Origin of the sequence: Faecalibacterium taiwanense, assembly GCF_036632915.2 — a bacterium.
GTDB lineage: Bacteria > Bacillota > Clostridia > Oscillospirales > Ruminococcaceae > Faecalibacterium > Faecalibacterium taiwanense.
Genome location: NZ_CP155552.1, coordinates 2,038,781 through 2,051,728, shown reverse-complemented (window position 1 = coordinate 2,051,728; position 12,948 = coordinate 2,038,781). Strand labels below are relative to the sequence as shown.

8 protein-coding genes are annotated in these 12,948 nt (G+C 58.3%); 7 read left to right on the top strand and 1 reads right to left on the bottom strand.

Annotated elements, in window-relative coordinates; all coding sequences use genetic code 11:
* Positions 1 to 650: 650 nt before the first annotated feature.
* The 5 genes from PXT33_RS10140 (at position 651) to PXT33_RS10120 (ending at position 8,092) form a co-directional block, all read left to right on the top strand.
* Positions 651 to 1,859, top strand: coding sequence for a phosphoglycerate kinase (locus PXT33_RS10140; RefSeq protein WP_005945608.1), 1,209 nt, complete (start codon positions 651 to 653; stop codon positions 1,857 to 1,859).
* A gap of 107 nt (positions 1,860 to 1,966) precedes the next feature.
* Positions 1,967 to 2,737, top strand: a complete 771-nt coding sequence (tpiA, locus tag PXT33_RS10135; RefSeq protein ID WP_005945612.1) for a triose-phosphate isomerase — start codon at positions 1,967 to 1,969, stop codon at positions 2,735 to 2,737.
* Between the two features lie 97 nt (positions 2,738 to 2,834).
* A complete protein-coding gene (gene gpmI / locus PXT33_RS10130; protein ID WP_332376465.1) occupies positions 2,835 to 4,361 on the top strand; it encodes a 2,3-bisphosphoglycerate-independent phosphoglycerate mutase in 1,527 nt (508 codons plus the stop codon).
* A gap of 229 nt (positions 4,362 to 4,590) precedes the next feature.
* A complete protein-coding gene (locus PXT33_RS10125; RefSeq protein WP_332376464.1) occupies positions 4,591 to 7,191 on the top strand; it encodes a translation factor GTPase family protein in 2,601 nt (866 codons plus the stop codon).
* A 1-nt stretch (position 7,192) separates the two neighbouring features.
* The gene (locus tag PXT33_RS10120; protein WP_120080150.1) at positions 7,193 to 8,092 is read left to right on the top strand and encodes an NAD(P)H-hydrate dehydratase; all 900 of its coding nucleotides are present in this window, start codon (positions 7,193 to 7,195) and stop codon (positions 8,090 to 8,092) included.
* 53 nt (positions 8,093 to 8,145) lie between these two features.
* Here PXT33_RS10120 and yiaK read toward each other — a convergent pair whose 3' ends face one another.
* Positions 8,146 to 9,147 (bottom strand): 3-dehydro-L-gulonate 2-dehydrogenase, encoded by a 1,002-nt coding sequence (yiaK, locus tag PXT33_RS10115; RefSeq protein ID WP_120080152.1) that lies wholly within the window; start codon positions 9,145 to 9,147, stop codon positions 8,146 to 8,148.
* 444 nt (positions 9,148 to 9,591) lie between these two features.
* On the opposite strand from yiaK, the gene PXT33_RS10110 reads away from it, so the two are divergent.
* Entirely contained in the window at positions 9,592 to 11,466 is a 1,875-nt protein-coding gene (locus PXT33_RS10110) for a beta-glucoside-specific PTS transporter subunit IIABC (protein ID WP_332376463.1), read from the top strand.
* Complete coding sequence (locus PXT33_RS10105; RefSeq protein WP_005945633.1) at positions 11,463 to 12,917, top strand: glycoside hydrolase family 1 protein; 1,455 nt, start codon at positions 11,463 to 11,465, stop codon at positions 12,915 to 12,917. The genes PXT33_RS10110 and PXT33_RS10105 overlap by 4 nt, the downstream gene beginning before the upstream one ends.
* Positions 12,918 to 12,948 lie beyond the last annotated feature (31 nt).

The following is a 12,948-nucleotide window of genomic DNA, read 5'->3' as shown; positions in this document are numbered from 1 at the left end:
GCGGGCATCTTCACAGGTGCCGGATATATGGTGGATTCCAATAAGGAACATCTGGCCTATGAAAAAACGAATCAAGAAGAACGAAAAGAGCAGCCAACATAGAAGTCAGAATTTTCTTTTTTCCCCTTTAGCAGAGATGGCTTCTGAGGCCAAAATGTGACCCAGTAGGTCACATTTCAAGGAACAAGTGACCTGCTGGGTCACAGAAAAATTATCTGATATCCATGAATATGTGGGGGGGTGACTCCGGATTTTCTGGATGTATTGGAGGAAGGCTTCAAAGAATTCTTTGAAAAAGAAGTGTCGAATAATCCTCTGAAAGCAGAATATTTTCAGGAAGTATAAGGCGAGCGGCTATGCTGGTGTGGAAGCAATTTTTGAGCGGGATCAGCGGAACCAGAAGTTCATATGGGGAATGTATGACCGCATTTGCGGAATGTTCTGCCGGAAAACACGGTAAGGCTGCGGCTTTCGGTCAAAATACACACATTTCCGTGCATCAGCGGCAAATGTTTGTTAAACTATTATCTATCTTGCTACCTTGCAATGTGCACGGTTTTTGTTTATAATAGTAGAGTAACGGGGCAAGATCCCCCGAATGCGAGCGAAACTCTAGTTCAGAAATTAAAACTTGAGAGGAGTTTATTACCATGGGTTTAGGTAAGAAGACGATCGACGATCAGAACTACTGCGGCAAGAAGGTGCTTGTCCGTTGCGATTTCAACGTCCCGATGAAGGACGGTGTGATCACCAACGAGAACCGCATCAATGCAGCTCTGCCCACCATCCAGAAGCTGGTCAACGATGGCGCAAAGGTCATCCTGTGCAGCCATCTGGGCAAGCCCAAGAACGGCCCCGAGGCAAAGTTCAGCCTGGCACCCGTTGCTGTGGCTCTGAGCGCAAAGCTGGGCAAGACCGTTGTGTTTGCTGACGACGACAACGTTGTGGGCGAGAACGCAAAGGCTGCTGTTGCTGCCATGAACAACGGCGATGTCGTTCTGCTGCAGAACACCCGTTTCCGCAAGGAAGAGACCAAGAACATGCCTGAGTTCAGCGAAGAGCTGGCTTCTCTGGCTGATGCATATGTTGACGATGCATTCGGCAGCTGCCACCGTGCACACTGCTCCACTGCAGGTGTCACCGACTTCATCAAGGATACCGCTGTCGGCTACCTGATGGAGAAGGAGATCAAGTATCTGGGCAACGCTGTGAACGATCCCGTTCGTCCCTTCACCGCTATTCTGGGCGGCGCAAAGGTCGCAGACAAGCTGAATGTTATCTCCAACCTGCTGGAGAAGGTCGATACCCTGATCATCGGCGGCGGCATGGCTTACACCTTCGTCAAGGCTCAGGGCTACGAGGTCGGCAAGAGCCTGTGCGACGATTCCAAGCTGGATTACTGCAAGGAGATGATGGCCAAGGCTCAGGAGAAGGGCGTGAAGCTGCTGCTGCCCGTTGATGCTGTCTGCATCAAGGACTTCCCCGATCCCATCGACGCTCCGGTTGAGACCACTGTTGTTCCCGTCACCGCGATCCCGGCTGACATGGAAGGCTGCGACATCGGCCCCGAGACCATGAAGCTGTTTGCCGATGCTGTCAAGGCATCCAAGACCGTTGTGTGGAACGGCCCCATGGGCGTGTTCGAGAACCCCACTCTGGCAGCTGGCACTCTGGCAGTTGCAAAGGCTATGGCTGAGAGCGACGCTACCACCGTGATCGGCGGCGGCGACAGCGCAGCAGCTGTGCAGCAGATGGGTCTGGGCGACAAGATGACCCACATCTCCACCGGCGGCGGCGCTTCTCTGGAGTATCTGGAGGGCAAGGAGCTGCCCGGCATCGCAGTCATTCAGAACGCATAATCTGATCCCGGCATCATAATGGGTGCGGCGGCTTTAGCGCCGCCGCATCTTTTTGTTTGTGCAGAGCTTTCTGCACGATAGAAGGTAAATAAAGGAGATAGAGTATCATGGATAAGGCAAAGCGTAAGGCTATCATTGCAGGCAACTGGAAGATGAACAAGACTGCCTCCGAGGCTGCTGTTCTGGTGGACGAGCTGGTCCCCGCCGTGCAGGACGCAGGCTGCGAGGTAGTCATCTGCACCCCGTATACCGATCTGGTCACCGCTGTGGAAAAGACCAAGGGCACCAACATCCATGTGGGTGCTGAGAATGTCCACTTCGAGAAGTCCGGCGCTTTTACCGGCGAGATCAGCGCTGACATGCTGGTAGATCTGGGCGTGGAGTACGTCATTGTGGGCCACTCTGAGCGCCGCCAGTACTTCGCCGAGACCGACCAGACCGTGAACAAGCGGGCTCTGGCTGCTCTGAACGCCGGTCTGAAGGTCATCATCTGCGTGGGCGAGAGCCTGCAGCAGCGCGAAGAGGGCGTGACCGAAGAGCTGGTGCGTATGCAGACCAAGATCGCTCTGCGTGATGTGACCGCTGAGCAGATGGCAAATGTTGTGATCGCTTACGAGCCCATCTGGGCCATCGGCACCGGCAAGACCGCTACCGCCGATCAGGCTGAGGAAGTCTGCGGCCAGATCCGCAAGGTGATCGGCGAGGTGTACGGCGAGGCAGTTGCCGAGGCTACCACTGTCCAGTACGGCGGCAGTATGAACGCCAAGAACTGCGAGGAGCTGCTGAGCAAAAAGGATGTGGACGGCGGCCTGATCGGCGGCGCATCCCTGAAGGCTCCCGACTTTGCAGTGATCGTCAACGCAGCCACCAAGGGCTGATCGACGGTTTAAATCAGCTGTTTCAGCGCCCGGCTGCGCCGCATTTCCAGCGCTGTGCCGGGCGCTGATTTGTTAAATTCAAAGGAGATTCAATTTTATGGCAAAGAAACCTGTTCTTCTGTGCATCATGGATGGCTTCGGCTGGGTGCCGGAGGAGACCTTCGGCAACGCTGTGGTTGCCGCAAAGAAACCCCACCTCGATGCTCTGATGGCAAAATATCCCATGACCACCATCAACGCTTCCGGCATGGCCGTCGGTCTGCCCGAGGGCCAGATGGGCAACTCTGAGGTTGGCCACACCAACATGGGCGCTGGCCGCATCGTGTACCAGCAGCTCACCCTCATCACCAAGTCCATCAAGGACGGCGAGATGCTCCAGAACCCGGTTCTGGTCAAGAACATGAAGGCTGCCATCGATGCCGGCAAGGCCATCCATCTGATGGGTCTGGTGGGCACCGGCGGTGTGCACAGCCACGCAGACCACTGGTTCGGCGTGCTGGAAATGGCAAAACATCTGGGTGCAAAGAACATTTACCTGCACTGCATCACCGATGGCCGCGATACCGACCCGCACTCCGGCAAGGGCTTCCTGGCCGATCTGCAGGCCAAGCTGGACGAGCTGGGCATCGGCAAGATCGCCAGCGTCTCCGGCCGTTACTACGCCATGGACCGCGATAACAACTGGGATCGTGAAGAGAAGGCATATGCTGCCTTTGTCTACGGCGAGGGTAATCATGCCGCCAACGCTGCCGAGGCCATCGAGGCTTCCTATGCAGCAGACAAGACCGATGAGTTCGTTCTGCCCTGCGTCACCTGTGAGGGCGGCCGCGTGCAGGATGGCGACACCGTCATCTTCATGAACTTCCGCCCCGACCGTGCCCGCCAGATGACCCGTATCTTCTGCGACGATGCTTTCACCGGCTTTGAGCGCCGCGGCGGCCGCAAGCAGGTGAACTATGTCTGCATGGCCGAATATGATGCCACCATGCCCAACTGCGAGGTCGCCTATCCGCCTGTGGAGCTGAAGAACGTTCTGGGCCAGTACCTGTCCGAGAATGGCAAGACTCAGCTGCGCATTGCCGAGACCGAGAAGTACGCTCATGTCACCTTCTTCTTCAACGGCGGCGTGGAGGCTCCCTACGAGGGCGAGGACCGCTGCGTGATCCCCAGCCCGAAGGTCGCCACCTATGACCTGAAGCCCGAGATGAGCGCCCCCGAGGTTGCTGCCGAGTGCGTCAAGCGCATCGAGAGCGGCAAGTACGATGTGGTGATCCTGAACTTCGCAAACTGCGATATGGTCGGCCACACCGGCGTGTTCGATGCTGCGGTCAAGGCCGTTGAGGCTGTAGATACCGCTGTGGATCAGGTGGTGTCCGCTGTGCTGAAGGCCGGCGGCTGCGCCTTCATCACCGCCGACCACGGCAACGCCGAGAAGATGATGAACCCGGACGGCACCCCCTTCACCGCACACACCACCAACGTGGTGCCCTTTGTGGCTGTTGGCTGCGGCGATGTGAAGCTGCGTGAGGGCGGCTGCCTTGCCGACATCGCACCCACCATGCTGCCGTATATCGGTCTGCCCGTGCCTGCTGAAATGACCGGCAAGAGCATCATTGTGGAGTAATTGACCGTTAAAATGGCCGACGCGTTCGCTTTGGCTATGAATAGCGGAATTGTTATTCTTATATTTACAGCTCTGGAAAATCTGCGGATTTTCCAGAGCTGTTTTTTCACGCGAAAAGCCGATAAGATAAATTGCGTTTTTGGGTTTCGACCCCATTCTAAATCAAAAACTTTTCTTTTTCCCCATCCGTGCTACAATAAAAATGAATTTTTGATTGTAGGAGAAGCGGATGGAAACAACGCATAAACAAATCGTTCTGGGCATCCTTGCCCATGTGGACTCCGGCAAGACCACCCTTTCGGAAGCCATGCTCTACCGCTCCGGCGCGATCCGCAAGCTGGGCCGTGTGGATCACAAGGATGCCTTTCTGGATACCGACACGCTTGAAAAAGCGCGCGGCATCACCATCTTTTCTAAGCAGGCCCTGTTGACGGCGGGCAATACGGATATCACATTGCTGGACACCCCCGGCCATGTGGATTTTTCTACCGAGACAGAGCGCACCCTGCAGGTGCTGGACTATGCTGTGCTGGTGGTAAGCGGCACCGACGGTGTGCAGAGCCACACCGAGACGCTCTGGCGGCTGCTGCGGCGCTACCATGTGCCCACCTTTGTGTTCGTGAACAAGATGGATCTGCCCGGCAAGAGCAGGGAAGAGCTGCTCGCCCAGCTGAACCACCGTCTGGGCGAGGGTTTTGTGGCCTTTGATGTGCCGCAGGCCGACCGGGACGAAGCACTGGCCCTGTGTGACGAAAACCTGATGGACCGGATGTTGGATGCCGGGCAGTTGACCGATGCGGACATCATCCCGGCCGTTGCACGCCGGCATGTGTTCCCGTGCTGGTTCGGTTCGGCGCTGCGGCGTACCGAAAACGATGCACTGGAAAGCGTGGACGCTCTGCTGGACGGGATTGACCGCTATACCCGTCCGGCTCCCGCGCTGGATGCCTTTGGTGCCAAGGTGTTTAAGGTGTCGCAGGATGAGCAGGGCACGCGCCTGACATGGCTGCGCGTGACTGGCGGCGAACTGAAGGTAAAGGCCCAGCTCTCCGGCGAAGCAGATGGTGAGCCGTGGGAGGAAAAGGCAAACCAGCTGCGGCTGTACTCCGGCGTAAAGTATACGCTGGCGGAAGCCATCGGCCCGGGGCAGGTGTGCGCCGTCACCGGCCTGACCAAGGCGCGCCCGGGCGAGGGCCTTGGCGCGGAACGCGACAGCGATGTGCCGGTGCTGGAACCGGTGCTGAGCTATCAGGTGCTGCTGCCGGAGGGGGCTGATGTGCACGCGGCACTGGGCAAGCTGCACCGGCTGGAAGAAGAGGAGCCGCAGCTCCATGTGGTATGGAACGAGACTTTGGGCGAGATCCATGTGCAGCTCATGGGCGAGGTGCAGCTGGAAGTGCTGCGCAGTTTGCTGGCAGAGCGCTTTGGCCTGAACGTGGAGTTCGGCCCCGGCGGCATTCTGTACAAGGAGACCATCACGGAGCCTATGGAGGGCGTGGGCCACTACGAGCCGCTGCGCCATTATGCAGAGGTGCATGTCAAGCTGGAGCCTCTGCCCCGCGGCAGCGGGATGCAGTTTGCCGCCGACTGCCGGGAAGAAGTGCTGGACAAGAACTGGCAGCGCCTTGTGCTGACCCATCTGGAAGAAAAGCAGCACCTTGGCGTGCTGACCGGTGCGCCGCTGACGGACGTGAAGATCACCCTCATTGCGGGCCGCGCCCATCTTAAACACACGGAGGGCGGAGATTTCCGGCAGGCCACCTATCGCGCGGTGCGGCAGGGCCTGATGCTGGCCAAAAGCCAGCTGCTGGAGCCATGGTATGCCTTTCGGCTGGAAGTGCCGGTGGAAAACCTTGGCCGTGCCATGACCGATATCCAGCGCATGGAGGGCAGCTTTGACCCGCCAGAGAGCGGGGAAGAGGCTGCTGTGCTCACCGGTTTTGCACCGGTGGCCACCATGCGCAGCTACCCCATGGAGGTGGTGGGCTATACCCGGGGCCGGGGACACCTGACCCTGACGCTGGACGGCTACCGGCCCTGCCACAATGCGGCGGAGATCATTGAAGCTGTGGGCTACGAGCCGGAGCACGACCTTGACAACCCGGCAGATTCGGTGTTCTGTGCCCATGGCGCGGGCTTTGTGGTGCCTTGGGATCAGGTGCGCAGCCACATGCATGTGGACAGCGGCTGGGGAAAAAGCAAAAGCCCGGAGCAGGAGACGCAGGCCGTGCCCCAGCGCCGGACAGCGGCTTACCGCGCAACACTGGAAGAGGATGCCGAGCTGCTCAAAATCTTCGAGCGCACCTATGGCCCCATCAAACGGGACCCGCTGGCGGCATTCCGCCCGGTGCAAAAGCGGGAACGCCCGGATTTTGATGCCCAGCAGTGGGAAATCCTGCCCGAATATCTGCTGGTGGACGGCTACAATATCATCTTTGCGTGGGATGAGCTGAACGCCCTTGCAAAGGACAGTCTGGAAGCGGCCCGCCACAAGCTGATGGATATTCTGTGCAACTATCAGGGCTACCAGAAGTGCAATCTTATTCTTGTATTCGATGCCTATCGTGTGCCGGGCAGCCCCGGCAGCATTGAGCAGTACCACAATATCCATGTGGTCTACACCAAGGAAGCCGAAACCGCAGATATGTTCATCGAGCACGTTACTCATGAGATCGGCAAGGGGCGGCGGGTGCGTGTGGCTACTTCCGACGGCATGGAGCAGATCATCATTCTGGGCCACGGCGCGCTGCGTGTCTCCGCCCGCATGTTCCATGAGGAAGTGCAGAATGTGGAAAAGCAGATCCGCAAACTGGTGCAGGGGGAAGCATAAAATGTCAACCGAGATCACATCCGAATTTGTCTGGCACAACATCCCGCCGCGCCCGCGCGACAGCCACAAGGGCAGCTTTGGCACCGTATTGGCTGTGGCAGGCAGCGCATATTACCGAGGTGCGGCCCTGCTGGCTGCCGAGGGTGCGCTGCGCACCGGTGCGGGCATTGTAACGCTGGCCAGCGTGGAGCCGGTATTGGCAGCTGCGGTGGCCCGCCTGCCGGAATGCTGCCTGTGTCCCTGCGTGGTGGGGGCCGAAGGCGGCATCTCACCGGAGAGCATTCCACAGCTCCAGCGCCAGAAGGCGACGGTGCTGCTGCTGGGCCCGGGCCTTGGCGGTACAGCCCAGAGCACAGGCCGCGCGGCCGAAACACGCACGCTGGTGCAGAAGCTGCTGCCCGGCTTTGCAGGCAGCGCGGTGCTGGATGCGGACGGCCTGAACGCCGCCGCGCAGCTGCTGGCCGAGGGCAAAACGCTGCCGCACCCGGCGGGAGAGCTGATCGTGACCCCGCACCCCGGCGAGATGGCCCGGCTCACCGGGCTTTCGGTGGCGCAGATCAATGCGGACCGTGAAAATACTGCCTGCCAGTATGCAGAAAAATGGAACGCTGTGGTGGTACTCAAGGGCTGCCGTACCGTGGTGGCTGCACCGGATGGCCGCGTGTGCACAAACCCTACCGGAAACCCAGGCCTTGCCCGGGGCGGCAGCGGAGATGTACTGGCCGGTATGACGGCGGCCCTGCTGGCCTGCGGCCTGCCTGCATACGAAGCTGCGGCCTGCGCGGTGTATCTGCACGGTGCCGCTGCCGACCGTGCCGCTGCTGCGCTTGGCGAGTACGGAATGCTGCCGCATGATATCTTGTCCCAGCTGGGCCGGATATTTGCGGAAAACCACAGATAAAAGAAAAGGGGTGTCTCTCTGTCTGCCGAAGAGACACCCCTTTTAACATTGCATCACATCGCCAGCACTTCGGCCCACTTTTCCTCGGCTGCCGGGATGCCAAGCTCCATGTTTTCCTTGCGGCTGCGGTGCTCACCCATGCCGGGGCAGCGCACCTCACGGCCCGGCTCTGCAGGCTCACTGGATGCCACATCGGCGGCAATGGCATCAATGACGGCATCGGTGAGGTCGGCGGACTGGAACTTTGCAGGATCAATGGCGATCATGATCTGGGTCAGGCCCACTTCATCGCCAAAGGTGCCGATCGTTGCCACCGAGTTTGCGCCCGTCAGGATAGTACCGATCATATCCAGCAGGATGGAAAGACCGCTGCCCTTCCAGTAGCCAATGGGGATCATGCGGCGGGTCTCTTCAATGGCAGCGGGGTCGGTGGTCAGGCTGCCGTCTGCATCGTAGCCGCCTACCACAGGCAGCTGTTTGCCGGCCAGACGCATCGTTTCCAGCTTGCCGTAGCTGAACTGGCTCAGGGCACAATCCACCATGATGTGCTCCCCGTTCGAGCGCGGCACGGCCAGAATGAGCGGGTTGTTGCCGATGTGGTTGTCCTTTGCGCCCCATGCAGGCATGTTGGGGCAGGTGTTGGACCAGCAGATGCCGATGCAGCCCGCGTCTGCGGCCTGCCAGCCGTAGGTGCCGCCGCGCATCCAGTGGTTGTTGTTGCCCAGCGCCACCATGCCAATACCGAACTGATGTGCCAGCTCTACGGCACGGTCCATGGCGTGCTTGGCGTTCAGAGGGCCAAAGCCGCGCTTGCCATCCCAGCGCTCCATGGCACCAAAGCTGGCAATGCACTCGGCCTCAGCGGCGGGATCAATCTCGCCCTTGCGCAGGTATTCCACCACGCGGGGGAAGCGGTTCAACCCGTGGCTGAACACGCCGGCCAGACTGTTCTGGGCAAAGATCTCGGCTGCTTCGTGGGCACGCTTTGGGCTGAAACCGTATTTGGTCAGGACCCGCTCAAATTCGGCCAGCATCGTCTCGTAAGCAATGCGCATGGATTGTACCTCCTGTATGTAAAAAGTAATAAACAGATCGTTACACTTATTATAACAAGCGGCGGCGCGGTGCGCAAGATGTGCGGCCGGCATCAGTGCAGGCGGTGAAAGGAGTACACGAGCACACACCGACAGCTATGTGAAAAAACAAATGAATATACGAACTTCATAATTTTTTAAGAGTTATTTTGTGAAAAAGTCATATTGAAAAACGAAAAGAGGATTGATATACTAATACCACAATATCCAGTTGGACATGTTACTGGTAATGCAGGCAGGATCTGATGGAATGACGAATACCTTTTCTTTTGGGTGAATTGTAGCCAGATACTATGATTCCGGGAGAAATTGTACACGGGGTCATTCTGTTGGGTCTTTTTTCTTTTGTCCGCTTCGGCCGGGCGGCAGGGAAATGCCACCACACACAAGATAAAGGAGAACAAAATGAAGAACTACAAGCAGACTGCCTCCGACGTGCTGCGTCTGGTTGGCGGCGAGAAGAACGTTGTGCAGGTCGAGCACTGCTCCACCCGCCTGCGCTTCACTCTGGCAGACACCTCCAAGGTGGATGCTGCAGCCCTGAAAAAGACTGCCGGTGTTATGGGCGTTATTTCCAGCGGCCCGCAGTGTCAGGTGGTCATCGGCAACGATGTCATCGAAGTGTACGATGAGCTGCTCAAGCTGGGCACCTTCAACGCAGGTCAGGCTGCAGCTCCCGCTGCCCCCAAGGGCAAAAAAGAGATCGGCGACATTATTCTGGACTACATGGTCGGCATCTTCCAGCCGCTGGTCCCCGCCATTGCAGGTGCAGGCGTTCTGAAGGCTCTGATGGTGCTGCTGAGCACTCTGGGCCTGATGAGCAGCGGAGATATCGCCTATAAGGTGTTCGTCGGCGTGGCAGATGCAGCTCTGTACTATCTGCCCGTCATGGTCGCCTTCACCACTGCAACCAAGTTCAACTGCAACAAGCTGGTGTCTGTGGCTCTGGCTGCTGCCATGATCCACCCCAGCGTTTCCGCTCTGCTGGCTACCGAGGGCGGTGCTTACTTCCTCGGCATCAAGCTGCAGAACATCGCTTATGGCGGACAGGTATTCCCGGCCATCCTGACCGTCATTTTCATGTCCTTTATTGAAAAGTGGGCCAACAAGTGGTGCCCCAAGGCCATCCGCGTGTTCTTTGTGCCCATGCTGTGCTTTGGCATCGGCTTCCCTGTGGCACTGGTCGTCCTCGGACCTCTGGGCTACAACATCGGTGCCCTGCTGACCACTGTGATCCTGGCTCTGTACAACACGCTGGGCTGGCTGGCCGTTGCTCTGCTGGCTGCCGTGCTGCCCTTCATGATCTCCATGGGCATGCACAAGGCTCTGGTCCCCTACGCAGTTGCTTCTATTTCTGACCCCGGCTTTGAAATGCTGTACATGCCTGCTTCTCTGGCACACAACATTTCCGAGGGCGGTGCCTGCCTGGGTGTTGCTCTGAAGACCAAGGACGAGAACCTGCGCGCTACCGCGATCTCCGCTGGCATCTCCGGCCTGTTCGGCATCACCGAGCCTGCTCTGTACGGTGTTACCCTGCAGCACAAGAAGGTCATGATGTCCGTTGTGGTCTCCAGCTTCATCGGCGGTCTGTTCGTTGGCCTGATGAAGGTCAAGGCATTCGTTGCCATGGGCCCCGGTCTGGCTGGCATGGCCATGTTCGTTGACCCGGATAACGGCAAGAACATCCTGTGGGCTGCAGTTGGTCTGGTGATCTCTGTTGTGGCCTCCTTCGCATTGTCCTTCTTCCTGTATAAGGACGAGACCCCCGCAGAGGATGAGACCGCTGCACCCGCTCCCGAGACTGCTGCAGACGCAGCAGCTGCGGATTCCACCATCAGCAGCCCCCTGCAGGGCAAGGCCATTGCTCTGGAAGAGGTCAAGGATGAAGTTTTCTCCCAGAAGATCCTGGGCGACGGCATTGCCGTGGTGCCCGAGAAGGGTGAGCTGTACGCTCCCGCTGACGGCGTGATCGAGTCCGTGTTCGGCACCAAGCACGCCATCTCCATGAAGACCAATGCCGGTGCTGAACTGCTCATGCACATCGGCATGGACACCGTCAAGCGCGATGGCAAGGGCTTTGATCCGCAGGTCAAGGACGGCGAGACTGTCAAGAAGGGCCAGCTGCTGATGAAGTTTGACCTTGACGGAATCAAAGCAGACGGTTATGATGTAACTACCCCCATCGTCGTGACCAACGCCGATGAGTTCACCATCAAGACTGTGGCCGAGGGCGCTGTGGTGCCCGGTGCCGCACTGCTGAAACTGGAGGCAAATAAATGAGTTTCCCCAAAGGATTTTTCTGGGGCGGCGCTGTTGCTGCGAACCAGGTAGAGGGCGCATGGAACGTGGATGGCAAAGGCCCCAGCGTGGCCGATGTTGCCACCTACAAGCCCAACACCGACGTGAAGGATTACAAGTCCCATGTTGCCATGGACGACGCACACATTGCTGCCGCCATGGCCGACCCGGATGATACCTATTATCCCAAGCGCCGCGGCATCGATTTCTACCATCATTACAAAGAAGACCTGAAGCTGTTTGCCGAGATGGGCTTTACCATGCTGCGCGTTTCCATTGCATGGACCCGCATCTTCCCCACCGGCGAGGAAGCAGAGCCGAACGAAAAGGGCCTGCAGTTCTACAGCGACCTGTTCGCTGAGATGCACAAGAACGGCATCGAGCCGCTGGTCACGCTGAGCCACTACGAAATGCCGCTGGCACTGGCCACCAAGTACAATGGCTGGGTGGATCGCCGCGTGATCGACTGCTTTGCAAAGTTCTGCCATGCGTGCTTTGAGCGCTACAAGGATCAGGTCAAGTACTGGCTCACCTTCAACGAGGTGGACAGCGTGATCCGTCACCCCTTCACCACCGCCGGCATCATCCCCAGCCGCGTGCCCGAGGATAAGATGCTGGAGACCTGCTATCAGGCCCTGCACCACCAGCTGGTGGCCAGCGCTATGGTAGTAAAGGACTGCCACGAGATCATCCCCGGCAGCAAGGTGGGCTGCATGCTGACCAAGCTCACCACCTATGCCCGCACCTGCGCACCCGATGATGAGCTGGCTACTCAGGCAAAGAATCTGGAAAACCTGTTCTACGCCGATGTGCATGTCTGGGGCGAGTACCCCCGCCTGATCCTCAAGATGTTCGAGCGCAAGGGCATCCATGTGGAAATGCTGCCTGAGGATGCCGCCACCCTGAAGGCAGGCTGTGTGGACTTTGTTTCCTGCAGCTACTATATGACCATGACCGAGTCTGTGGACCCGAACGCAGAGCGTACCCCCGGCAACACCGTGCTGGGTGTCAAGAACCCGTATCTGCCCTCCACCGACTGGGGCTGGCAGATCGATCCCAAGGGCCTGCGCTACAGCCTGATCGAGCTGTACGACCGTTACCGCAAGCCGCTGATGGTGGTGGAGAACGGCATGGGTGCCAAGGATGTGGTGGAGGCCGACGGCTCCATCCACGACCCCTACCGTGTAGAGTACTTCCGCCAGCACATCAGCGAAATGGGCAAGGCCATCGATGAGGGTGTTGAGATGTGGGGCTACACCACATGGGCACCCATCGACCTGATCTCTGCATCCACCAATCAGATGTCCAAACGCTATGGCTTTATCTATGTGGATCAGGATGATATGGGTAACGGTACTCTGGCCCGCAGCCGTAAGGACAGCTTCTACTGGTACAAGAAGGTCATTGCTTCCAACGGCGAAGATCTGGACTAAGCGGCAGTCTTAAGGTTTCAACGGAAGGAGG